The sequence below is a fragment of the Flavobacterium sp. WG21 genome, from assembly GCF_000335775.1.
Lineage (GTDB): Bacteria > Bacteroidota > Bacteroidia > Flavobacteriales > Flavobacteriaceae > Flavobacterium > Flavobacterium tructae.
In genome coordinates, this window is sequence record NZ_AMYW01000012.1 from 104,119 (window position 1) to 128,878 (window position 24,760).

Genomic DNA, 24,760 nt, shown 5'->3' on the forward strand with positions numbered 1-24,760 from the left:
ACAGAGATTCACAAAGATGCCACGGAGATTCGCAGAGTTTTTTTTGCGCTGCGTAATTTTTCTCACGCAGATTTTGCAGATTCAGCAGATTAAACTTAACAGAATATATTCAGAATTCTATGAAAAAAATCTGTTCGATCTGCAAAATCTGCGTGAAACTCTTCAATATTATCTTCAGAAACAGAAGAAAAAGAATCTTAGCGAATCTCCGTGGCATCTTTGTGCATCTCTGCGTAATAACCAGCAGAGATTTGTAAAATCACACTATAGTATTTTTACCGATGTCATACTCAAAGAACCGGCCAATAGTTTATCATTAAACAAACTAAGTTCTTCCGACTTTTCTTTTAATCCTAAAGTATACAGTAATGGCAGATAATGCTCGGGAGTAGGAATTGCCAATTGGGTTGCTTTATTCATTTTTTCGAAGTCAATCAAAGGCTGAAAATTATCGTCTAATAAGTAACTATTGATGGTTTCCCTCGCCTCAATTGCCCAATCGTAACCGTAATTGTCTTTATCAAAGTTCCTGAAATCGACCAATCGCAAATTATGAACAATGTTTCCGCTTCCAATAATCAAAACTCCTTTGCGGCGTAACGATTGCAGCTTTTGTGCCAACTCAAAATGATATTGTCCTGACTTCGTATAATCAATACTCAACTGAATCACAGGAACGTTCGCTTCCGGATACAGATGTTTGATTACGCTCCAGGCACCATGATCCAGTCCCCAGTGCTCGTCTAAATCTACCAGCACAGGTTCTAATATTTTTTTTGTCTCCTGAGCCAATTCCGGACTTCCTTTTGCAGGATACTGCACCTCAAAAAGGGCTTGAGGAAATCCTCCGAAATCGTGAATCGTTCTGGGCATTTGCATCGCAGTCACTTTAGTTCCGTTGGTAAACCAGTGAGCCGAAATACACAAAATAGCATTGGGCTGCGGTAATGTCTTTGCCAGATTTCGAAAACCGGTCACAAACTGATTTTCTTCAATTGCATTCATCGGACTCCCGTGTCCCAAAAACAAAACCGGCATTTTATCAGTATTCGAAAACGAAGATGAAATCGAATGTAAGTCGTTTAGTGTTGTCATAGTAAATGGTAATAACACGAATTTCACAGATCTTACCAATACTAAATCTAAAAAATTCGTGACAATTAGTGAAATTCGTATTTTATTCCTCGAAACTCTCGTCTTTAAAGCCTATCAAATATAACTTATTTTTAGCACGTGTCATAGCTGTGTACAGCCATCTGATGTAATCGCGGTCAATTCCGTTTGGTAAATATGGCTGTTCGATAAAAACAGTATTCCATTGTCCACCCTGCGATTTATGACAGGTAATCGCATAGGAGAATTTCACTTGCAAACCGTTAAAATATTCGTTTTCTTTTACTTTCTGAAACTTCTTGTATTTGGTACTTTCACCTTCATAATCTTTCATTACTTCCTCATACAGACGATTGGATTCTTCGTAGGTTAAGGATGGAGATTCACTTTTTATGGTATCTAAAATCAATACGGTTTCAAAAGGCTTTTGGTCCGGATAATCGACCATTCTAATTTTCACCTTTGCAAAATTAAATCCGTACAATTCTTTGATTCCAAAAAGCTCCAGAACTTCGATAATATCTCCATTCGCAATAAATCCTGCCTCATCTGTTTCTTTCAGCCAGAAATAATTATTCTTAACCACCATCAGAAAATCTCCTGCCGACAGTTCACTTTCTTTAAATAAAATTCTGGTTCGGATTTGCTCGTTATACTGATTGGCTCTTTTATTCGAGCGAACAATAAAAGCAGTATCTTCAATACTATAATTACTGTAAGCCATATTGATAGCATCCTGAATGTCATACCCGTCCGTCAATCGAACAATGTCTTTGAATCCTCTAACATTGAACCTAAATTCGGTAATAAAACTTTCCTTCAGCAATTCTCTTAGTTCTGTTGCATTGAACAAAATTCCAGAACTTTCTTCCTGACGCATTACCTCATCCAGCTCGATATGTTCGACTTCTTTACCATAGTGAATCCCTAAAGTATGCGTATCCAAAGCCGGGCTAATATCCATATTTACAGGAGGAAGCTGAGCAGTATCTCCTAAAAGAATCATTTTACAATTGGTTCCTGAATAGACATAGGTAATCAAATCATCCAGCAGTGATCCATTATCGTACAATTTTGAATCGGAATTATTATCAGAAATCATCGAGGCCTCATCGACGATAAAAATGGTGTTTTTATGTTTATTTAACTGTTTGGTAAAAGCTACACCTCCACCGGAAGATTTTTTCGGAAAATATATTTTTTTATGAATCGTAAATGCGGGTGTATTCGAATAACTGGCGATTACCTTTGCTGCACGTCCCGTTGGTGCTAGCAAGACAAACTTTTTATTAATATCCCCTAAATTGTTCACTATGGTTGAAATCACAGTTGTTTTTCCCGTTCCTGCGTATCCTTTCAAAACAAAAATGGTGTCGTTAGCCGGTTCGGTTAAAAAAATAGCGATTTTTTGAAAAAAAATATCCTGCTTATAAGTTGGTGCAAATGGAAACTTTTTTTGCAAAACGCCGTAAAACAATGCTGAATTCATAGGGTAAATTTAAGATACAAAGTTCGTCTTTTTAAATGGCAATGCCAATTTAAAATTTTAACCCCGGCAGAATTCATAAAGAACCCTAAATTTATTTTTCACAAAAAAACTTTTCTTAACTTTCTTTTAAAATGAATGTGAAATTGTTTTTTGAAATTGCAATTATTATTGTTCCTTTTTAATTTGTAAGTTTGTGGTCGCCTAAAATTCCTTCTTGTAAAACAGGTAACGAATTGTAAATCAATATGTCATTACAAAACACTAACATCACTTCAAAAAATTACAAAAAGCTTTCTATTCAGGTTTCTCTGACCGGATTGTCATTTTGTTGTTTTGACACTTTAAATAATACGATTACTTCTTTAAAAGAAATTCATTTCGATACGTTTCACAAAACGACTAAAGTTGAAGAATTGTTTGGAGATGCTTTTAGAAATCACCCGGAACTAACGGAAACTTACGATGAAGTTTTAGTGATTCACAATAACAATCTTTCCACTTTTGTTCCAACGGCTTTGTTTGATGAAAACTACCTTGGAAGTTACCTGCAATACAATACAAAAGTTTTCGAAACTGATTTTTTTGCTTACGATCAGATTTCAAAATACCAAATGAATGCGGTTTATATACCGTATGTTAACATCAACAATTTTTTCATCGATCAGTTTGGCACTTTTGATTACAAACATGCCAACAGTATTTTAGTCGAAAAAATTCTGGACGCTTCAAGAAACAATGACGATAAAAAAATGGTCGTTAATTTCAACCCCGGTCATTTTGAAGTGATTGTAGTCCAGAATCAAAAACTATTATTATTCAATTCATTTGAATATCAAACACCTGAAGATTTTATTTATTATTTGCTTTTTACTGCCGAACAATTAAGTTTGAATCCTGAAAGTTTTCCGCTTGAATTATTAGGTACAATCGACCAAAACGATGCGTTTTATGCCATTGCATATAAATACATTCGTCATATATCCTTTTTGGATGTAAGCACCTTACAGCAAAGAAATAGCTTCACCACAGCCGAAAATCAAAAACATTATATCTTATTCCAATCATGAGAATTATTTCAGGGAAATACAAAGGACGCCGCATTTTTCCGCCAAAAAACCTTCCTGTAAGACCAACAACCGACATGAGTAAAGAAGCATTGTTTAATGTTTTGAACAATCATTTTAGTTTTGACAGTTTAAAGGTTTTGGACTTATTTTCAGGGACCGGTAACATCAGTTTTGAATTCGCCTCCCGCGGAAGTGCTCCGATTACCTCAGTAGATGGTGATTTTGGATGCGTAAAATTCATCAAGCAGGTTTCATCAGAATACGATTTTGACATCGCGGCAACTAAAAGTGACGTTTACAAATTTCTGGAAAACTGTAAAACATCGTACGACATTGTTTTTGCCGATCCGCCTTATGGATTTGACCAGGCAGCATTCGAGAAAATTGTAGTAACGGTTTTCGAAAGAGAATTACTTCACGAAGACGGTATGATGATTATCGAACATTCTAAGTATACCAAAATGGATCATTTGAGTAATTTTTCTTTTCAAAAAAGTTACGGCGGATCTTTCTTTAGTTTCTTCGAATTGAACTCCACTGATGATGATGAAGAATTGCCAGACGATTCATCGACTAAAATAACAGAAGAAGACGAAGGATAAGCCTCGCTCTGCCAATACTGTCATATCGAGCGAAGTCAGACATTTTAAGTTTAAAACTTCGCTCAGAAAGACAATTTCACAACTCTTTTTTATCTTATACGATCTGAATTCTCCTCCATCCTTTTTCCTTTGAATTCGGATTCCTTTACTTTTCCAAAAGAATACTTTACAGAAACTGAAATCTCATGTTCATCAATCAAATATCTTGATTTTGAACTGATATTGTTAATGGTAAAAACTTCCGCTTCCGTTATACTTTTAAACACATTATTAAAACTTAGAGCACAGCTCCAATTTTTAAAGAACGTTTTAGAAACAGCCACATCTACGACCGTTCTTGCATTTCTTTCAAAAACTCCTTTGTACTGCTTTGCAATTGTCCTGAAACCAACCACTAATACATAATCTTTTGGAAGTCTAAATTCGTTATTGGAGTAATAATAAAAATAAGGTTTTGAAGACCTGAATACGGCCGAAGAGTCTTCAATTTTCTCTGAAACAAAAACCAAAGAGTTTGTAGTAGTCCAGAATCTATAAGTGAAAGGCAATTCAAAATCAAGAATCAAGGCGGACTCTTTCTCAAAATTCACATCTTTAAAAGTCATGATATTGAGTTCCTTATTAAAGAAAAAACTATTATAAACAGGGTTTGTATTTTGATAATACGTTAGCTTCACCGATTTATCATGATATTGAAATGTAGACGAAATCTCATTGACAATCGTGGGATCTAAATTAATATTTCTGGCATATAAAAAGTACGGATTGATATAGGTTGTTCCCTGACTTAAAGAAGAATAATTAGGTCTCGAGATACTTTTGGCATAATTAACACTAACACTCTTTAAGCTGTCTATCGGAAATGAAAGCTGTACTTTAGGGAAAAAATTAGTGTAATTTTTACGGATTAGAGGTGTCAAATCTGCTTTAAATTTCCCGTCTACCTTTGTATTCTCAACCCTTACTCCAACGGAGAATTCTACTTCTTTAATTTTTCCCGAAAATTGACTGTAACCTGCTAAATTTTGCTCTTTAAAATCATAATGACTAAACTCCCTTTCGTCATTTTCATAATGTAACAAATCAAAATCTGATTTGGAACCAGCAGAAGAATACAATCCTCCAATTTCAAATTTCATCTCATTTTCAAACTTCTTTTCAGCATCAATTCTACCCGAAAAGACATTCACCTTAAATTTTTGATCACGAAGCTGTGCCCATTCAAATTGAGTTTCGTTGTACTTATTCTTAACATTACTCCACAATGCCTGATCAAAATTAGACCACTGCAAGCCAGTAAAAACCTGTGCATCAATAGCTTTTATTTTTTTATTATAATTCAAAAAAGAGTTTACAAAATTCTTTCGGGTATCATTATCACTGTAGGTTAACACGTTATTTTCTATCTCTTTATTCTTATTATAAGTTATGGTATGAATAGGAAAAATATCTTTCTGAAGCTTACTGTTAACACTAAACGAAAAATAATCATCTTCATTTATCTTATAAAACAAACTGCCACCAAAAACAAACTGCCTTTTTTTAGAATAAGCCTCCACATCATATTTAGAAACAATTTCGGCTTCGGGAATTTGGTAATCAATACTGTGATTTTCCCAAGGTTGTAGCTGATTGTAATTAAAATTAGCCTTCCATTCCAGCTTGTTCTTTTTAAAACTGGTATTAAATCCGAGATAATTATTGTACTTTTTTTTAAAAGAAGCAACCTCAGAAATCTCCGTTTTAAAACGGTCTTTTTTACTAAATTTCCTTGTAATCAAAATTACAGCACGTCCTTCGGCCTCATATTTAGAAGATGGGTTCTGAATAATTTCGATCGTTTTAATATCGGCTACAGCCAAAGCATTCAAATCACTCATTCCTACTTTTTGATTGTCGATATAAATTAAAGGATTCCCTCTGCCCACAACAGAGATACTTTCTCTATCTGAACTGATTTGAACAGTTGGTAACTTTGCCAGCAAATCGACTGTATTAGGAATAACGTTATAAATAGAATTGGCAACATCAACTTTTACATTTCCGTTTGTATTGATAAAAGTCTTTTTATTCTGAGCAATCACAACTTCATTTAGCGTATTCGAAAGACTGTCTTTTGGGGTCTCGCTTTGTGCATATCCCGCTAAAGAAAATAAGAACAAAAAGAGAATTAAAAAAAGTTTAACCAGCAAGTTAATGTTCATTTTGGGTTTGATTTTAGTTTATAGTCCTGCAAAAATGCTTCTAAAAAAGAATTGCGAAAGTTAATTGAAGGTTAATGCGGCGTTAATGTGATTATTGTCTGACAAAAGGATTATTTTTGAATGAAGAATGGCCCGGAGATTTATACCCGTTTAATAAATCACATTGCAGTCATTAAAAAATTATAAAACACATAAATACATAGCTTTTAGTTGTCCTATAGAAGGTAAAAAAGAAATATCTTTCTTTCACATAAACGATGCGTATTTTAAATAAGCGAAACGTATTTTTTTAAGCAAACAAAACTATGTTTCTATGTGTTAACAAAACAAACCCGTGTACACCAGTTTAATCTGTCGTATCAGTGTGGCAATAAAAACAACTCATGAAACAAAGAATCAATTTACTAATAGCTTTTTCTGTTATCGCTCTGATTGTTTTATCAACAGTGCAATGTTATTTGGTAAAAACAACCTACGATTATAAAGTAGCGCAGTTTCACACTGAAATTAAAAATAAAATTGCTGGTATCTCTAATGATTATAGTGACATAGACTCGGTAATAGTCGCCAAAAAAGAAGCACTTTTCCAGCAATTATCCGAAAATTACATTGAGGGAAAAAACAACAAGTTTGAAATCAAAAAGTATATTTTGGAAAATGAATATAGCGACGCTTTGACACAAAAAATTCAGAGCAAGTTTAAAAGAGATTTACCCGAGTTAAAAATAAATTTTGCGATTGTCCTTAATAAATTTGTTCTGTACCAAAATCCCGCAAAAGCAGACACCATTTTCTCTGAAAAACCTTTTATCCAAAACAAACTATATGGAAATCTGATCTCATTAAACCATGCCTTTTTAGTTCGGAATTATGTTGGAACAACCAACGGAACTTTTGAAAATAAGAATTACAAATTATTGACTGAGGATTCGATGTATGTTTCTGTAATTGACTGGGAAATGATCATTTTAAAACGAATGACTTTCGTTCTCATTTTATCTTTACTTTCTATAGCAACTCTAATAACTCTTTTTTTTATTGCCATAAAAGCATTAATCAAACAAAAGAAGGCCAACGATGTTAAAACCGATTTCATCAATAATATTACTCACGAACTTAAAACTCCTTTGACGACTTTAGGTATTTCGACCAAAATATTAGAGCGAAAAGACATTCGGGATAATGACGAGAACTTTAATGCGATCGTCAATACAATTTCACGTCAGAACAATCGTTTACAGAATTTGATTGATCAGGTTATGGCCAATTCGCTGGCAGAAAACGGCATCGAATTGCAAAAAGAAAATATCGAAACCGAAAATTTTCTATTGACGATCGTTAATGATTTTAAAATCACCTATCCTAAAATCGACATTAAAACCAATTTTCAGACACAGAAAACAAACTTGCTTCTGGATAAATTCTATTTGACTACTGCTCTTCTGAATGTTCTGGAAAATGCGGTAAAATATGGTTCGAACTCCATTACATTAAAAACAAAACTGAATCAAAATCAATTTTCGATTAGTGTTGAAGATGACGGAATTGGAATTGAAAAGAGCAAACAATCTCTTCTTTTTGAAAAATTCTATCGCGTAGAACAAGGAAATCTTCACAATACAAAAGGCTTAGGTTTAGGATTGTATTATGTTGATCAAATTATAAAAGCGCATCAGGGCACTGTTAGCGTGGTGAGTGATCTTGGAAAAGGAACTCAGTTTACTATTTTATTAAAAGTTTAATTCCCTTATTTTGAAAAAATTACTTTTAGCCGAGGACGATTTTGATTTTGCTGCAATTTTAAAACAATACCTAGAATTGCATCAATTCGAAGTCATCTGGGCAGAAAATGGAGAAATAGCTTTAGACTATTTTTCAAATCATACTTTTGATATTTGTATTTTGGATGTCATGATGCCAAAATTAGACGGATTTTCACTGGCCGAAAAAATAATTACAATCAACCCTGAGATTCCATTTATTTTTCTAACTGCACGAAAGTTAAAAGAAGATAAAATCATCGGATTAAAATTAGGTGCGGACGATTATATCATAAAACCATTTGAAGTAGACGAACTCATTCTGCGTTTGCAGAATATTCTAAAAAGAATCGAACAAAAAAGGAGTCTGGATGGAAACAATATAATCGAAATTGGTTCTTATATTTTTGATAACGAAAGACTAACCCTAAATAACAAAAATCATGTCCAGCAGCTTACAGAAATGGAAGCTTCTCTTATTGAGTATTTATATCTGAATCACAACCAGTTATTAAAGAGGGACCAAATTTTAATGTCGGTCTGGAAAAAAGATGATTATTTCTCAGGCCGAAGCATGGATGTTTTCATTAGCAGACTTAGAAAATACTTTAATTCCGATCCGAAAATCAGCATTGAAAGCACCCGAAATATTGGATTGGAATTTAAAATAGAAAAACCTTGACCAAGCCAAGGTTTTTCTATTTTTTTGTTCTTATTTTCCAATAACCCAACCTAATGTAAAATTAGCTACCGGAACAAACTCTGTATTGTATTGATCAATATTTATTCCAGGCCCCAGATTAAATTCCATATTGAATTTTCGTTTGTAAGTACGTTGCAATCCCCAAAGTACTGCAATGGTTGTTGATGGTACATATTCTCGATATCGCTCGTTGGTAGAAATACTTCGAAAATTATACTGGGCATTTAGAGCAAAAAAATTAGCCGAGTTATGAGCTGTTCTTTTTCCTTTTTTAGCTCTCTTTTCTAAATTGTAATAATGGCGAAATTGCTCACTGATTAACGGGGAAAAATAGACGTTTGACTCGTTATAAAAACTGTTATAACTGTAACCAACTCCTACGCTAATTTCTGAATAAAGGGTGTTTTTAGTTGTAAAACCGTGCTCATAAACGAATCCGGGAGAGATCATGTTTATTTTGAATTGATTTTTTTCTACTGACGGTACTTCATCTTGTGCCTGAATCACATTGACAATAAAAACGGATAACAATAAGAGCAAATAATTTTTCTTCATTTTGGCTTTTAAATTAATTTTGCCAAAAGTAGCATAAAAACCATAGAATCAAACCGATAAAAAGAAAATATTTTCCTACAATTAAATCAACTTCTAACTCATTAACAACTAAGCCAGTACTATAAACAACAAGGTCTATGGCAGTAATACGTTAGATATTTTTTCGTACAGCGGCGTTTTTACGTCATATTTAACCCCTTCATTCAACACAAACTTAGTAAGTGAAAGGGCTTCGGTATTCTTGCCTGCCAATAGATCTCTGTGCATCGACGATGTAGCTTCACGTGGTGATTTTTCTAACTTACCTATAGTCTGGTTTACAATATCGTCCGGCAGTTTTAATCCTTTTGCTTTGGCAACCGCATCAATTTCCTGTACGAGTTCTACATAAACTGCCATCGCCTCCGGGCTGTCAATAATTTCGCCAATATGCAAATTAAGATAGGAAGTCGCCGAGGCCAATGCCGAAATAAAAATAAACTTCTCCCATACTGTCTCTTCAATGTTTTCTACCCAATAACTTTCAATTCTGGCCTGCTGAAAAATTCCTTGTAATTCTTCTAATTTTGAAGAAGAAACTGTCTTAGAACCAAAAAACAGCTTTTCATAAAAACCCATTTTTCGGATGGTTCCGGGTAAAATAATCATCGAAATGATATAAACACAGCCTTGCAAAATATCATTCTGAGGATATATTTTCTGAATGCGTTCCGGAGCATCGACTCCATTATACAATGGAAGAATAACCGTTCTAGCCACAATACAACTTTGAAGCGAAAGCAAACTTTCCTCAATGTCATAGGTTTTGGTAGCACAAATTAAATAATCCAGTTCACCTATTTCCTCCGGATTATTTGAAACCAGTTTTGGATGCACAATCATTTCTGATTCATCGGTTACTATTTTCAATCCGCTATCAGAAATAGCTTTTTGTGTGGCGCCACGAGCAATAAAAATTACTTCGACTTCATCAGATTTATAATAAGCTTTCGCCAAAAGTCCGCCGAAATAACCACCTACTCCACCAAGTCCTAAAATTCCAATTCTTTTCATAAAAATTCAATTTAACAAATTCTAAGTTTCAAACTTCAAATCCCAAATTCCAAGTTTCAAGTTTCAAGTTTTAAGTTTTAAGTTTCAGGTTGCACATCTCACATTTCACATCTCACGTCTCACAATACTATTCCTCTACAACAGGATCCAGGTTCAACTCTGTAAAATCACGTTCTGTTTTCGAAATGATAATCGTTGCCACTGTATTCCCTATCAAATTGGTAATCGCTCTCGCTTCGCTCATAAACTTATCGACTCCCAGTAAAAAAGCCAGACCTTCAACCGGAATTTTATGTAGAGCCGTTAAAGTCGAAGCCAGCACAATAAATCCGCTTCCGGTTACTCCGGCAGCGCCTTTTGAGGTAATCATCAAAATTCCGATAACACTTAAAATCTCAAAGAAACTCAAATGCACATCATACAATTGCGCCAGAAATATCACCGACATCGACAAATAAATTGAAGTCCCATCCAAATTAAAAGAATACCCCGTAGGAATCACCAATCCCACAACCGATTTACTGCATCCCATTTGTTCCAGTTTCACCATTATACTCGGTAAAGCTGCCTCAGAAGAGGAAGTCCCGAGTACCAGTAAAAGCTCTTCCTTAATATATTTCAAAACAGAGAGAATCCTGATTTTATAATATCTCAGAATGCTTCCCAAAATCAGAAAAACAAAAAGGGCCATGGTCAAATACACACACAACATCAATTTCCCAAGCGGAATAAGTGTTTGCAAACCAAATTTCCCGATTGTGAAAGCCATACCGCCAAAAGCACCAACAGGAGCGAGATACATCACATATTTTAATCCCAGGAAAACCACATTAGAAAAACGTTCTAAAACCAAAATCGTCTGTTCTCTTTTTTTATAAAAATTCAATGCAATACCACAAACAATAGCTGCCAGTAAAACTTGAAGTGTAAAATTGGACAAGAAAAACTGCAGCCATGAGAAATGCTCCGCAGCATGCGTTGTATATTCACTGGCATCTCCTAAAGTCAAACTGGATTTGTCGATTTTGCCGGGTTTAAAAAAATAGGCTACCGCCACGCCAATAGCCAAAGCTACAGTCGAAACCACTTCAAAATAACCTAGGGCTTTAATTCCAATTCGGCCCACTTTTTTCAGGTTTCCCATTCCGGAAATTCCCAGAACGATCGTCAAAAATATAATCGGACCTATAAAGAGTTTGATTAATGCAATAAACTTAGCTCCCAGTATTTCCATTTTCACACCATTTGCGGGCGAAAAATGACCGAGCAAAATTCCGGCAATAATGGCAATAAGAACCCAAAAAGTAAGATTCGTAACTATAAGCCTAAAAGTACTTTTTTTGGGTTGATTCGAATGTTTTGGAGTAGTTATATTCATGAAGGTAGATTAGAGAGTTTCACAAATATATAAAAAATGCAGACCTATAAGCCGGATTCTGTCCCCGATAAATCAGGGCCTTATCATTTATCTAGATTCCGCATTACTGCGGAACTCAAGCTACCTACCCTTCAACAACGGACGAGAAGCCCTTAAATGCTGATATACTTGGTATTTCACCGCATAGAGTTTACCTGGTTTCACTACAGCATTACCTGTACATACTTTCTGTTGCACTTGTCCTTGCGCTATTGCTAACGCCGACGGGTGTTACCCGCTATGCTTCTCTGTGGTGTCCGGACTTTCCTCCCTTCCGATGAATCGGAACGACGATAAGGCGGTCTGCGGGGCAAAAGTAACACTTTATCTACTAAGAATAATGATTTTAAATTTTAGATTTTCGCTCCATTTTCATAACAATTTAATTTTAAATTGGTTATCTTTAAAACCCATAATTTTAAAATTCAATTATCATGACTAGAATGTATCACTACGCAACTGTTTCAAAAGCTTTAGATCAATTGAATGAAAAAGGATTTACGTTTGATTTTAACTTAAACTCAGACCTGATAAAAAAGAATCCTGAAAAATTTGAAATTGTTCATGTGTATCGATACGAAGGGAATTCAGACCCCGGCGATGAGGCAGTTGTATACGGAATTAAATCAATCTCAGGTAAAAAAGGGGTTTACGTCGCAGGTTTCTCTGCCGATTCCGATCAGGAAACGGTAAAGTTTTTATCTGATTTAAGTATTAAGGGAAGGTAATTTTCGGGAGCCAATCCCGCTATCCGCTTTATCTTTTCCTTGCTAAAGGAGCAAGAAAAAGGATACCGCTCCTATCGGGGCTAGGGCAGATGGTTTCATAAGAAAGTTATGCTTAAAAAAGATGTCTTCCCAAGAAACGAGAAACAGCTGTAAACAGCTCGTCAAAGATTAACAATTTTCTTGACAGAGCTTACCATTAGGAGTCTCCCGTTTCTTGAGAAGGCATAAAATAAAAATCAAAATTTACTTTTCAAATCCATTCTTTCATGAAGGATTCTCACAATCTCAATCTCACTATTTGAAATAATTCGATAAAAAAGAATATGCCGATTTGTTTTAAAACCAAGCAATTTTTCGGTTACCAGATCATATTTTCTTCCAAGACCTGGATCATCTGCAACATCCTGACAAGAACTTAAAAGCTGTCCATAATATTTATCAGCCTGATTTTCTGACCATTCCTCAAAAGTATAATTCCAAATTTCAGCTAAATCTTCAACCGCTTTATTCGTTAAATAATACTTAGCCATTTCTCTTGTTTGCTTTTAAACTTTCGAGATGTTTCCTGGCATCAAAATTCTCTGCACGACCACTATCCAAACCATCCTGAACCGCTTTTTTTAAAATAAGCAAACGATTTTCTTCTTCCTCTAAAAGACGTAATGCAGCTCTGATCACTTCACTGGCATTTTTAAATCTTCCCTCGGAAAGGCTATTTTCAATGAAGTGCTCAAAATGATCTCCAAGCGATATTGATGTATTTCTTCCCATAATTTTTTATTTAGCACTGTAAAGTTACCAAAAATTGGTAACTTATACGCTAACTGAACAAAATCAGTGCAAAATTTTCTTTAAAAAAAGAAAACATCTACTGATGCTGGGACACATCATTGTACTGCCAAAGCACATTTATAATTTTCCATTCTCCGTTGGTTTTTACGATGTGCATGTAATCAATCCAGGCATCGGCCAATAATTTTACTGATGCTGTCCGTGCCGAAACATCCAATAACTTTATTTCCTTTCTGGGGTTTTTCGGGAATTTGTCTCCCTTCGCATTATACGTTTCTGCAAGGATAACCATATTCTCTGCAAAGTATTCTGATACATAATCTTTCTGAGCGGCTTTACTTCTAAAGACAGATCGTTTTACCAATCTGGGATGCAAAGCGCTTTCCATCAATTTCGGATTCGGATTGTGTTGCGCCTCGATGTAAGCCAAAGCAACACGTTTGATATCAAGCGAATCCTGAGCGGTTTGTGCCTGAAGAGCAGACGAAAAAAATGCAAATGCAATTACCAATAAGTAGTTTTTCATAAAAATTAAGGAGTTAAAATGAGATTGCGGCTAAGTTTACCAACGAGACACACGTTTCAAATATTTTGAAGTAAAAGCAACTTAAAAAAAGCAGGACAATCATTTTGGAGAATAGTCCGTCTTTGCCAAAATCCGGTCTTCAATATTCCCCACTACATTACCATATTTTGCTGTAAATTCTTTTTTAATCGCGATCCATTCCTGATCACTTTTAAAATCTTCCCAGGCTTTTTTCATAGTAGTTTCGTCCGGCCATTCCAGAAAATAAACAAACTCTGTTTTTTTGTCCGATTTGGATTCCCAGATCGAGCTGATCTTAAAATTATACTTCTTCATAATACGCATGGCGTGATCGCGAAAACGTTCATGGAACTGATTTTTATTGGATTCAAAAATTTCATAAACACGAAGCTGATAAATAGGCTCCGTAGTTTTATTTTGTCCTTTTGCAGTAAAGGTTATCAATGCTATTACAATCAAAAATTGTCGTTTCATAGTTTAAATTCCAATTAATTTCCAAAGTCAGATTCAAATCAAAACAGATTATTACGGTATTTTATCGTTCCTAAAATTAGTCCTTTTTCTTTACAAATAAACAATCCAATCTGAAGATCAAAAACACCTCCTCTAATTGACGCGAAAAAACACCGCCAACAAAACCTACAGTAACTCAAACACTTAAAAATCTTTGAATTTTTAAATTTTTAAATCACTAAATTATACCCTATATTTGCTAACGAATAAAATAGAATATGGAACAATTTGTAGTATCGGCGCGTAAATATCGTCCACAAACATTTAAAGATGTAGTGGGACAGAAAGCCATTACCAACACTTTGTTGAATGCTATTGACAGTAATCATCTTGCTTCTGCTCTTTTATTCACCGGACCGCGTGGTGTTGGAAAAACAACCTGTGCACGTATCCTGGCACGAAAAATAAATCAGCCCGGATATGATGATCCAAATGAAGATTTTGCTTTTAACGTTTTTGAGTTAGATGCTGCTTCCAACAACTCTGTTGATGATATTCGTAATCTGATTGATCAGGTTCGAATCCCACCGCAAACCGGACAATATAAAGTGTATATTATTGACGAGGTCCACATGTTGTCTTCGGCCGCTTTTAATGCTTTTCTTAAAACATTGGAAGAACCGCCAAAACATGCTATTTTCATTCTTGCAACAACAGAGAAACATAAAATTATACCAACGATTTTATCTCGTTGTCAGATTTTTGATTTCAAAAGAATTACGGTTAAAGATGCTAAAGAACATTTAGCTGACGTTGCTGCAAGTCAGGGAATCAATTTTGAAGACGATGCCTTGCACATTATTGCTCAAAAGGCCGATGGCGCAATGCGTGATGCTTTATCAATTTTTGACCGTGTGGTTTCGTATTGCGGAACTAATTTAACACGTCAGGCGGTAACCGAAAACCTAAACGTTTTAGACTATGAAACGTACATTAGCATTACCGATTTACTTTTAGAAAATAAAATTCCGGATCTTTTACTGGCGTACAACGATATCCTTGCAAAAGGTTTCGACGGACATCATTTTATTGCCGGACTGGCATCGCATTTCAGAGATTTACTGGTAAGTAAAACTCCTGCAACAATCGCTTTACTTGAAGTAGGCGAACAGGCGCAGCAAATGTATGGTGTTCAGGCGCAAAAATGTTCACAAGATTTTCTGTTGAAAGGTATTGACATTGCTAACGACTGCGATTTAAAATACAAACTAAGTCAAAACCAACGTCTTTTGGTTGAACTGTGTTTGATGCAATTGGCCTCTATCAATTTTGATGGAGAAAAAAAAAGTTGAGCAATTCATAATTCCCCCTACTTATTATAAAAACGGAGGATATTCTATAGTTGAAGTTAAAACTCCAAAAACAGAAACTGTTCAAACACCTGAAACTGTAACTTCACAAAATGAAGGAACAACTTCAGCACCAAAAACAGACGCTCCTGCAGCTCCTCAACCTGAAACAAGTACAGAACCCAAGGTTTCTGCCTTTTCTTTATCCAGTATTCGCAAGAAAAAAGAACTGGAAGCCAACACTAAAACTGTTGTAAAAACAACTACCGTACTGCCTACGGAAGAATTTACAGAGACGGAAATGTTGCTGCAATGGAACAAATATGCTCAGCGTTTGGGTGATAAAGGTCATAAAATCATGCAGTCTTTATTGTTGATTAATGACCCTAAATTAAACGGAACAGTAATTACTTTTGAATTACCCAACGAAGGCTCTAAACTGGATTTTGAAGGTCAGATGTATGGGCTTTTAGGACATTTAAAAGGGCATTTGCACAATCATGACATTACCATTGAGGCTCATGTTAATGAAACCATTCAAATTAAACGAAGTCTTAACGATCAGGACCGATACAATCGCTTCCTGGAAATCAATCCAAACATCGAACTTTTACGTTCAACATTTGGATTAGATTTACCGTCTTAACTTCCTACTTAGTAAGCAATCCCCAGTTGTATACTTTTTGAAGCCATTTTTTTCTTTGCGCTTCATCAGCTGTTTTTATAATTCCGATGTAGCTAACTTTTACCGGCTTGATACCACAGAATTCGAGCGTAGCTTTTTTAAGCTGATTGACACTTGGTCTTCCATAGAATAATCTGTAATACCAGCCGGGTTGGTCCAAAGTGGTTATAATATGCGCGGTTTTTCCTTTTAATAATTTGTCCCACCAAACTGAATTTTCCCGATATTGAAACGCCATACCCGGTAAAAACAAACGATCAATAAATCCTTTCGTAATTGCCGGCAAACCACCCCACCAAACCGGATGAATCCAAACTAAATGGTCTGCCTTCTTAATCTTCTCCCAGGATGCCAGAAGATCAGGTTCCAGCTCGGTACGTTTTTGATAGCCAAATTGTAAATTCGGATTGAAATCCAGCTTTGCAATTGTAATTGTATCCACTGTGGCTTTCGAAGCGATTGCCCCTTTAAGATAAGATTCTGCAATCGCAAAATTAAAACTGGATGAGTTTGGATGGCCGTTGATGATAAGAATATTTTTCTCCATTTGTCTATTTGTTTGAAACAAAAATAATGTAGAAACCTCTCTTGGGAACCGGACAAATGTCCTATAAAATTGCTTTGCGAATTCGACTTAGATGTCTTGGAGTAACCCCCAGATAAGAGGCCAGATATTGAAGCGGAATCAGCTGAATGTAATTTTTATGATTTTGATAAAGTTCTTCATAACGCTGAGTCCCTGATAATTTTTGAAAAGAAATCATTCTTTTTTGCAACGCCACATACTCCATTTCTGCAATTTTGCGACCCACTTCCTGCCAATAAATACTGGATTGATACAGTTTCTCTATCCCTTCTTTACTGATGACTTCAATTTCAGTATCAGTAAGTGCCTGAATATTTTCTTCGGCGACTTTTTGTGTAATAAAACTCGAAAACGATCCCATAAATTCGTTTTCAAAAGCAAAACAATTGGTAATCTCATTGCCTTGATGACTGAAAAAGAAGGATCTTAAAATTCCTTTTTTGATTAATACAATTTCACAGCAAACCTGATCTTCTCTCAATAAAAAATCACCTTTTTTAAGTTTTCGGACTGTAATTAAATCATCCAACTGATCTAATATTTCCTGTGGTAAATTCTTAATGGATTGAAAAACTGATTTCATTATAAACTCCAAATAGATTAATTTTTAGAGGCAAAAACTTTCTCTATTCTTTTGTCCGGAATAAGCCATATTAAAGCGACAATAAAATAGGCCGCTCCTGAAATCCACTCGTTATAAAACGAAAATACGATTCCAAAAATATACAAAACCGAAGAAGTATCTCCTTTTAAATCACGCCCTATCGCTTTTGCCAACGTGGAATTTACTCCTTCATTAAGAATTATAATACGTTGCAAAATAAAGTAAGCAATGGAACACAAAAGCAATACAGTTCCATACAAAGCCATAGATGCTTTGGCAAAGTTATGTTCGCCCATCCATCCGGTTGCAACAGGAATTAAGGAAAGCCAAAATAGCAAATGTAGGTTGGCCCAAAGAATTTTTCCATTAACCTTACCCAGGCTATGAATTAAATAATGGTGATTGTTCCAGTAAATACCCACATAAATAAAACTCAGAACATAACTTAGAAATTTAGGAATCAATGGTTTTAAATCGGCAAATTCAGAACCTGCCGGTACTTTAATTTCTAAAATCATAATGGTTATAATGATAGCCAAAACACCATCACTAAAAGCCTCAAGTCTGGTTTTATTCATTTATTGTATTTGTTGGTTAACATTTTTTTTGCCACAGATTCAAAAGATTTCCACAGATTTTTTTTTGCCACGAATTTCACAAATCTCGACTAATTTATTTTTTGATATCTGGAATGAACAAATTATGCAACTGCTTCAACTGTTCTCATCGCACGAATCACGGCAAAAAAAGTTGATATTTCTAAATTTTACCGTAATACATCGCTTTTACAATTCCATCAGAAAGTCCGATTTTAGGAACGTAAATCTGACGCGCACCACTCCATTTCATAGCATTCAGATAAATTCTGGTCGCGTGAATAATTACGTCGGCACGATCTGAGTTCAATCCCAATTCGGCGATTCTTTGCTCATAACTTAAGGAGTTCAGAAAAGCATATTGTGAATTAATATAAATGTAAGAAAGTGGTTTTTCCTGTTGTTTCCCGGACATTTTAAACAATTTATTGATGTTTCCTCCTGAACCAATCAGTGTTACTTCTTCATAATCGGCGGTATTGGTTTTGATCCATTTTTCGATTTCATCCCAAACCACATCGTGCACCATATTATTTAGTAAACGAACGGTTCCGGCTTTAAAAGATCTGGAATTGATCATTTTCCCGTCAGAAAACAAAGTAAACTCGGTACTTCCGCCACCTACATCCACAAAAAGATAAGTTTCGTCTGTTTTTAGGAGATGGTGTAAATCAGTCGAAGCAATAATTGCGGCTTCTTTTTTACCATCAATAACTTCTATTTTTATATCGGCTTTTTTCTTGATTAGTGCTACAACTTCCTTTGCATTATAGGCCTCGCGCATTGCCGAAGTTGCAAACGCCATATAACGTTCTACTTTATGTACTTTCATCAAAAGGTTGAATGCTTTCATGGCATCCACCATTCGGTCTATATTTTCTGCTGAAATTTCTCCTACGGTAAAGGCATCTTGTCCCAAACGAATTGGCACACGAACAAGCGAACTTTTGTTAAATTGGGGTTCTTTTCCATCTTGTTCTACAACATTCGATATCAGAAGCCTCATGGCATTCGATCCAATATCTATCGCTGCAAATTTCCTTATATTAATCATGCTCACTTATGATTTTATTTTTTTATTGTTTTTTAATTAATCGCTTACGCTACACCACTTCTTCCTGAACTGTTATTTTGTTCTGATAGTACTTATACGTTTCGAACTGTGCTCTAAATGGGGCATGATGGTTTCTGGGCTTGTATTTATTATCCAGTTTATAGGAATGATATCTCACTTTGACATTCCCTTTCCACGCTATATTAAAATTATCTATTAGTTCTTTCTTTATTTGAAGATCATAAATTGGGCAGGTAACTTCGACTCTTCCGTCAAGATTTCTAGTCATAAAATCGGCTGATGAAATATATACTTCGGTCAACCCGGCATTTCCAAAAATATAAACCCTTGAATGTTCCAGATAGTTATCAACGATACTTATCGCTTCAATATTTTCACTCATTCCCGGAATTCCCGGAATTAGCGAACAAATCCCTCTTACCTGAAGTTGAATTTTAACTCCGGCATTACTGGCTTCATACAATTTATCAATCATTTTAAAATCGGACAAACTGTTCATTTTTAATTTAATATGTGTTTTTCTACCGGCCAGCGCATGCAGAATTTCACGATCGATTAATTTGATGAATTTTGTTCGGGTATAATGTGGCGATACTATTAAATGTTTGTATCGGTGCACCCGGTAATTGATATCAAAGAACTCGAATATTTTAGAAATGTCTTTCAGAATTTGCTGATGGCAGGTAAACAAGGTCACATCGGTGTAAATTTTAGCCGTCGATTCGTTAAAGTTTCCGGTTGAAATAAATCCGTAACGACGTGTTTTTCCTTCTTCTACTCTTTCGATCACACAAATTTTACTGTGTACTTTTAGGCCTTTTATTCCAAAAATCAAATCAATTCCTTCTGTTTGCATTTGCTCGGCATAGGAAATATTTGATGCCTCATCAAATCGTGCCTGAAGTTCGATCTGAACCGTTACTTTTTTACCATTTTTCGCAGCATTAATCAAAGAACTGATAATCTGTGAGTTTTTTGCCAAACGGTATAAAGTGATTTTTATACTGGTAACTTTTGGATCCAGAGCAGCTTCACGCAAAAACTTTGTCAGATAAGAAAATGACTGGTACGGGGCATGCAGAAGATAATCTTTTTTACTGATCTTTTCTAAAATACTTCCTTCCAGACTCAAGCCCGGAATTGGTAAAGGTTCGTTTGGTTTGTACAGTAAATCGTATCGTCCTAAATTAGGAAAGCTCATATAATCACGTCTGTTGTGATAACGTCCTCCCGGAATTATACTATCGGTTTCAACGATTTTCATTTTATCCAAAAAGAAACGCAATGTATCTTCTTCGATCAAATTATCATAAATAAAACGAACGGGCTCTCCTATTCTTCTGTCTTTTACGGATGATGCAATTTTTTCGAGCATACTTTTACTCAAATCGCTATCGATATCCAACTGGGCATCACGCGTAATTTTGATCATATGTGCCGAAACACTTTTGTAATCAAAAATATTGAATATGTTTTTCAGATTGTAACGGATCACATCATCAATCAGTATCACATATTGTTTATCATCTTCTGACGGCAGCACTACAAACCTGTTTATCGTTTTAGGAATTTCGATAACAGCATAGCGAACTTCGTCATTGGTATTCATTTCCAGACGAACTGCCAAATATCCCAAGGTATCTTTAAGAACAGGAAACTCTGCCAGATCATTTAAGATGATGGTTACCAATTCAGGGCTTAACTTCTGAACAAAAAAGTCTTTCAGATAGCTCTCCTGATCTCTTGTAATTTGATCTTCATTGATAATAAAGATATTTTCGGCTTCCAATTCTGCTTCGATATTTCCCAGAATACGCAAACTTTCAGATTGCTGCTGAATAACAATTTCGGTAATATCTTTAATTAACTGGTGCGCTGAAACTCCTCCTAAATATTTTTCACCGGAAATCCCTGAAAGGCTTAATCTTCGAATTGCAGCATAACGAACTCTAAAAAATTCATCTAAATTGTTTGAAAAAATTCCAACAAAACGCAACCTGTCTAAAAGTGGAACTGAACTATCTCCGGCTTCCTGAAGTACTCTTGCATTAAACGCTAACCAACTTTTTTCTCTATCGATATATTTCTGTTCGTACACTTTATCTATTTTAAATCTTTGGGGAAAATTGTTTTATGAGTTTTACCTTTATGAATGCTGTCCCAGCTTTCGGCATCAAACTGTAGTGATACAAAGCCTGACGTAGGTACATTTTCGATAAAAACATCCCCAAATTTATTAACAAAATTTGTAATAGCCTCGTTATGTCCGAAAAGAATAACGCTTTCAAAACTATTATCACATGATTTGATAACTTTTTCGAGTTGTCTGTCATCAAAGGTATAAAGGTCGTCTTTAAAAATGATACTTTCCAGAGGATATGAAATATTTTGTGCAAAAATAAGCGCTGTCTCCAGGGCCCTTGCAGCAGTACTACTCCACATTATATAGGTTTTAGGAAGAAACTCTAAAATTGTAGACGATACATCGTGTGCGTCTAAAATGCCTTTTTTCATTAAAGGTCTGTCGAAATCTTTTAACGGAGCTTCCCAACTTGATTTTGCATGGCGTATTAAAATTAAGTTTTTCATAAGCAAAAGGTTTACAAACTTCTTAAGTGAAGATGATTTTTTTATTGAACTTCTAATTTACAAAAGAAATTCTAAACCTTTTCATTTTTTTATTTCTGTTAACATTTAAACAAAATTTTAACAGCGAACACCTAAGTCTAAAATCTCCAAAATCAAAAAAAGAAGATTCTCTCTTTTTAGAAAAAAGTGTTCTTCATCTATAAAATCAAGCACTTAGTCGATAGTGCTACTATTCTTAAAAAACAAGCTAAATAATTGAATATTAAACATTTAAACCATTTACAAAATTCAGTTTTTAATGAAAAATATAAATTTCAGACCCTTTTTCATTTGTCAAAAATGTCTAAAAAAAATGTTTTTTAACGCTTCCTTTAACAAAAAAAATACACTTCAACGAGTTTTTAGGTTAGTTACGGAGAAAAAAAATCAAAATTAATTACACCTTATAACTTTGGTTTTGTTAAAATATCACAAGTATTTCAAAAAACAAAATCCTAAAATATGAAAACTAAAACTACTCTACAAGAAGTGGGAAATTTCATTAAATGTGGTACCTATTTTTTCCCGTTTCACAAAAATGTTCAACAAGATACCTTTTCCAAAATTAGTTTAAAATCATTTTTAATTTTAATTTTAGGATTAGCCATGTACTCTTCGGCAGTTGTTGCTCAGGAAATCCCTGTTAGATATGGAAATACTCTTCCTTATAGCAAGGCAACCTCAAAGACAGCAAAAACAGCAGCTTCTACAGAGGCCGTGAGTGCACAGGCAGCTGTTGCGGGCTCTATTGATGTAGCCAATCCCTCAACAGGTTACAATGCTTATAATGCGGATCAGCTTGTTCGTAATATATTAACCTCCGGCTGTTTGACCATCAGTAATGTTCGTTTCGGTTATTACAGAAATAACAACAACAACTGGACCTGGGTCGATCACACCTGGTCTGCTACTGCGGGAGATCGTCAATTGGGTTACTTCAGTAAGGGTACTTCAACCTTTCCAATCGACGAAGGACTTCTTTTATCTACAGGAAAAATTAGCTCTGCCATGGGGCCGAATACCTATACCAACAAATCGGATGCAATGGTAAATGCAGCGAGTGATCAGGATTTAACTGCAATTTCGGGAGAAACGATGCATGATGCCTCTATATTAGAATTTAATTTTATTCCGGATGGTAATCTTGTAGAATTCAAATTCGTTTTTGCTTCAGAAGAATATCTGGAATACGTAAATACCGATTTTAATGATGCATTCGGTTTCTTTTTAAGTGGTTTTGGAATTACCGGAACTTATACCAATAACGCTATCAATCTTGCACAATTACCAAACGGTGATGCCGTAACCATAAATAACATACATTCTGCCGGAACAAACGTAAATAATGTTGCTTTTCCAGCAAAAAATGCTACCTATTATTCAAACAATCCCCCTGGTTCCACCACTATGGAGTACGATGGTTCAACAGTAGTTCTTACTGCTACTTATGCTGTTACAGCGGGAAAAACTTACAAAATAAAAATGGCCATTGCCGATGCCTCAGATCAACAATGGGATGCCGGTGTATTTTTAAAAGCAAAAAGTTTTGCTACAAACACTTTGGTTATCACTAATCCTGCGCCTGTATGCGTAAATGGAACTGCCGACCTTACTTTACCAGCCGTTACCGCAGGAAGTACTTCGGGGCTAACTTACACCTATTGGCAAGATGCCGCTGCCACTATTCCGTACAATACACCAACTGCAGCGCCGGTAGGAACTTATTACATTAAAGGTCAAAACACACAATCCGGTTGTTCTGATACGAAACCAGTTGTTGTGAGCCAAACTAACATTGTGATAACAGAAACTGCCGCTTCTCATGTTGACGTAAAATGTAAAGGAGGCGCAACAGGTTCTGCAACGGTAACTGCTTCGGGAGGAAGTACGCCTTATACCTACTCCTGGAATACAACTCCGGTACAAACCTCAGCAACGGCTTCTAACTTAGCTGCCGGAACTTACACTGTAACCGCTACTGATTCCAAAGGATGTACTGGTACCAAACAAATCATTATTACGGAGCCGACTGCTGTCTTAACCGCTACCACATCACAAACTAATGTGACCTGTAATGCAGGAACAACAGGTTCTGCGACGGTAACTCCTGCCGGAGGAACTGCACCTTATACCTACTCCTGGAACACAACTCCGGTACAAACCTCAGCAACGGCTTCTAATTTAGCTGCCGGAACTTATACGGTAACCATTAAAGACGCCAATCTTTGCACGATTACTAAAACTTTCACGATCACAGAACCAACGGCTATAACGGCTACTACTTCGCAAACCAACGTACTTTGTAAATCAGGCACAACTGGTTCTGCAACGGTAACGCCTACTGGAGGAACCGGAGCCTATACCTACTCTTGGTCACCATCAGGAGGATCTGCCGCAACCGCTTCTAACTTAGCTGCCGGAACATACACCGTAACAATTAAAGATGCTAATCTTTGTACCATCACTAAAACTTTTACCATCACTGAACCTACAGCTGCTTTAACCGCAACTACTTCGCAAACTAATGTACTTTGTAAATCAGATGCAACGGGATCTGCGACAGTTACACCTGCAGGAGGAACAGGAGCTTATACTTATTCCTGGTCACCATCTGGAGGATCTTCAGCAACGGCTTCTAACTTAGCTGCCGGAACGTATACCGTGACGATTAAAGATGCTAATCTTTGTACGATTACTAAAACTTTTACCATCACAGAACCTACAGCTACATTAACTGCAACTACTTCGCAAACT

General features: G+C 35.5%; 24 protein-coding genes and 1 other RNA gene. 8 read left to right on the top strand and 17 right to left on the bottom strand.

What is annotated here, in order from left to right:
* Nucleotides 1-264: 264 nt before the first annotated feature.
* Both ygiD and C245_RS0111035 read right to left on the bottom strand, forming a co-directional pair.
* On the bottom strand, nt 265-1,095 hold the full coding sequence (ygiD, locus tag C245_RS0111030; protein WP_017496658.1) for a 4,5-DOPA dioxygenase extradiol: 831 nt from the start codon (nt 1,093-1,095) through the stop codon (nt 265-267).
* 82 nt (nt 1,096-1,177) lie between these two features.
* Nucleotides 1,178-2,602: an ATP-dependent RecD-like DNA helicase gene (locus C245_RS0111035; protein ID WP_017496659.1), complete on the bottom strand. Its 1,425-nt coding sequence runs from the start codon at nt 2,600-2,602 to the stop codon at nt 1,178-1,180.
* A 245-nt stretch (nt 2,603-2,847) separates the two neighbouring features.
* On the opposite strand from C245_RS0111035, the gene C245_RS0111040 reads away from it, so the two are divergent.
* Both C245_RS0111040 and C245_RS0111045 read left to right on the top strand, forming a co-directional pair.
* The gene (locus C245_RS0111040) at nt 2,848-3,669 is read left to right on the top strand and encodes a DUF3822 family protein (protein ID WP_017496660.1); all 822 of its coding nucleotides are present in this window, start codon (nt 2,848-2,850) and stop codon (nt 3,667-3,669) included.
* Nucleotides 3,666-4,271, top strand: coding sequence for an RsmD family RNA methyltransferase (locus tag C245_RS0111045; RefSeq protein WP_017496661.1), 606 nt, complete (start codon nt 3,666-3,668; stop codon nt 4,269-4,271). Before C245_RS0111040 ends, C245_RS0111045 begins: the two co-directional genes overlap by 4 nt.
* 89 nt (nt 4,272-4,360) lie before the next feature.
* Here C245_RS0111045 and C245_RS0111050 read toward each other — a convergent pair whose 3' ends face one another.
* On the bottom strand, nt 4,361-6,475 hold the full coding sequence (locus C245_RS0111050) for a TonB-dependent receptor domain-containing protein (protein ID WP_017496662.1): 2,115 nt from the start codon (nt 6,473-6,475) through the stop codon (nt 4,361-4,363).
* Nucleotides 6,476-6,858: 383 nt separating this feature from the next.
* Between C245_RS0111050 and C245_RS0111055 the strand changes: the two genes are divergently transcribed.
* Both C245_RS0111055 and C245_RS0111060 read left to right on the top strand, forming a co-directional pair.
* Nucleotides 6,859-8,217: a sensor histidine kinase KdpD gene (locus tag C245_RS0111055; protein WP_017496663.1), complete on the top strand. Its 1,359-nt coding sequence runs from the start codon at nt 6,859-6,861 to the stop codon at nt 8,215-8,217.
* Between the two features lie 10 nt (nt 8,218-8,227).
* Entirely contained in the window at nt 8,228-8,917 is a 690-nt protein-coding gene (locus C245_RS0111060; RefSeq protein ID WP_017496664.1) for a response regulator transcription factor, read from the top strand.
* A gap of 30 nt (nt 8,918-8,947) precedes the next feature.
* On the opposite strand, the gene C245_RS0111065 is transcribed toward C245_RS0111060, so the two are convergent.
* The 4 genes from C245_RS0111065 to rnpB all read right to left on the bottom strand — a co-directional run bounded on the left by C245_RS0111065 (nt 8,948) and on the right by rnpB (nt 12,273).
* Nucleotides 8,948-9,493 (bottom strand): DUF3575 domain-containing protein, encoded by a 546-nt coding sequence (locus C245_RS0111065; protein WP_017496665.1) that lies wholly within the window; start codon nt 9,491-9,493, stop codon nt 8,948-8,950.
* Between the two features lie 135 nt (nt 9,494-9,628).
* Nucleotides 9,629-10,546 (bottom strand): ketopantoate reductase family protein, encoded by a 918-nt coding sequence (locus tag C245_RS0111070; RefSeq protein WP_017496666.1) that lies wholly within the window; start codon nt 10,544-10,546, stop codon nt 9,629-9,631.
* A gap of 127 nt (nt 10,547-10,673) precedes the next feature.
* Nucleotides 10,674-11,924 carry a cation:dicarboxylate symporter family transporter gene (locus tag C245_RS0111075; RefSeq protein WP_017496667.1) on the bottom strand — a complete coding sequence of 417 codons (1,251 nt, stop codon included), beginning with the start codon at nt 11,922-11,924 and terminating at the stop codon, nt 10,674-10,676.
* A gap of 31 nt (nt 11,925-11,955) precedes the next feature.
* An RNA gene (gene rnpB / locus C245_RS23685) (RNase P RNA component class A) lies at nt 11,956-12,273 on the bottom strand.
* 124 nt (nt 12,274-12,397) lie between these two features.
* On the opposite strand from rnpB, the gene C245_RS0111080 reads away from it, so the two are divergent.
* On the top strand, nt 12,398-12,691 hold the full coding sequence (locus tag C245_RS0111080; RefSeq protein ID WP_026110008.1) for a hypothetical protein: 294 nt from the start codon (nt 12,398-12,400) through the stop codon (nt 12,689-12,691).
* 236 nt (nt 12,692-12,927) lie between these two features.
* Here C245_RS0111080 and C245_RS0111085 read toward each other — a convergent pair whose 3' ends face one another.
* The 4 genes from C245_RS0111085 to C245_RS0111100 all read right to left on the bottom strand — a co-directional run bounded on the left by C245_RS0111085 (nt 12,928) and on the right by C245_RS0111100 (nt 14,504).
* Nucleotides 12,928-13,221, bottom strand: coding sequence for a type II toxin-antitoxin system RelE/ParE family toxin (locus C245_RS0111085; RefSeq protein WP_017496669.1), 294 nt, complete (start codon nt 13,219-13,221; stop codon nt 12,928-12,930).
* Complete coding sequence (locus C245_RS0111090) at nt 13,214-13,462, bottom strand: type II toxin-antitoxin system ParD family antitoxin (RefSeq protein ID WP_017496670.1); 249 nt, start codon at nt 13,460-13,462, stop codon at nt 13,214-13,216. The genes C245_RS0111085 and C245_RS0111090 overlap by 8 nt, the downstream gene beginning before the upstream one ends.
* A gap of 97 nt (nt 13,463-13,559) precedes the next feature.
* Complete coding sequence (locus tag C245_RS0111095) at nt 13,560-14,009, bottom strand: nuclear transport factor 2 family protein (protein ID WP_017496671.1); 450 nt, start codon at nt 14,007-14,009, stop codon at nt 13,560-13,562.
* A 99-nt stretch (nt 14,010-14,108) separates the two neighbouring features.
* Nucleotides 14,109-14,504, bottom strand: coding sequence for an NIPSNAP family protein (locus C245_RS0111100; protein WP_017496672.1), 396 nt, complete (start codon nt 14,502-14,504; stop codon nt 14,109-14,111).
* Between the two features lie 257 nt (nt 14,505-14,761).
* On the opposite strand from C245_RS0111100, the gene dnaX reads away from it, so the two are divergent.
* Entirely contained in the window at nt 14,762-15,835 is a 1,074-nt protein-coding gene (dnaX, locus tag C245_RS0111105) for a DNA polymerase III subunit gamma/tau (protein ID WP_017496673.1), read from the top strand.
* On the top strand, nt 15,816-16,478 hold the full coding sequence (locus tag C245_RS24605) for a hypothetical protein (protein ID WP_017496674.1): 663 nt from the start codon (nt 15,816-15,818) through the stop codon (nt 16,476-16,478). Before dnaX ends, C245_RS24605 begins: the two co-directional genes overlap by 20 nt.
* 4 nt (nt 16,479-16,482) lie before the next feature.
* Here the strand turns inward: C245_RS24605 and C245_RS0111115 are convergent, their stop codons facing one another.
* The 6 genes from C245_RS0111115 to C245_RS0111140 all read right to left on the bottom strand — a co-directional run bounded on the left by C245_RS0111115 (nt 16,483) and on the right by C245_RS0111140 (nt 21,967).
* Nucleotides 16,483-17,064 carry an NAD(P)H-dependent oxidoreductase gene (locus C245_RS0111115; protein ID WP_017496675.1) on the bottom strand — a complete coding sequence of 194 codons (582 nt, stop codon included), beginning with the start codon at nt 17,062-17,064 and terminating at the stop codon, nt 16,483-16,485.
* Between the two features lie 61 nt (nt 17,065-17,125).
* Nucleotides 17,126-17,686 (bottom strand): Crp/Fnr family transcriptional regulator, encoded by a 561-nt coding sequence (locus C245_RS0111120; RefSeq protein WP_017496676.1) that lies wholly within the window; start codon nt 17,684-17,686, stop codon nt 17,126-17,128.
* A 17-nt stretch (nt 17,687-17,703) separates the two neighbouring features.
* Nucleotides 17,704-18,285, bottom strand: coding sequence for a TMEM175 family protein (locus C245_RS0111125; protein WP_017496677.1), 582 nt, complete (start codon nt 18,283-18,285; stop codon nt 17,704-17,706).
* A 181-nt stretch (nt 18,286-18,466) separates the two neighbouring features.
* Nucleotides 18,467-19,357: a Ppx/GppA phosphatase family protein gene (locus C245_RS0111130; protein ID WP_026110010.1), complete on the bottom strand. Its 891-nt coding sequence runs from the start codon at nt 19,355-19,357 to the stop codon at nt 18,467-18,469.
* 49 nt (nt 19,358-19,406) lie between these two features.
* Nucleotides 19,407-21,476 carry a polyphosphate kinase 1 gene (ppk1, locus tag C245_RS0111135; RefSeq protein WP_017496679.1) on the bottom strand — a complete coding sequence of 690 codons (2,070 nt, stop codon included), beginning with the start codon at nt 21,474-21,476 and terminating at the stop codon, nt 19,407-19,409.
* Nucleotides 21,477-21,481: 5 nt separating this feature from the next.
* Nucleotides 21,482-21,967 carry a histidine phosphatase family protein gene (locus C245_RS0111140; protein ID WP_017496680.1) on the bottom strand — a complete coding sequence of 162 codons (486 nt, stop codon included), beginning with the start codon at nt 21,965-21,967 and terminating at the stop codon, nt 21,482-21,484.
* A gap of 501 nt (nt 21,968-22,468) precedes the next feature.
* On the opposite strand from C245_RS0111140, the gene C245_RS0111145 reads away from it, so the two are divergent.
* On the top strand, nt 22,469-24,760 hold a 2,292-nt coding region (locus C245_RS0111145; RefSeq protein ID WP_017496681.1), incomplete at its 3' end, for a choice-of-anchor L domain-containing protein.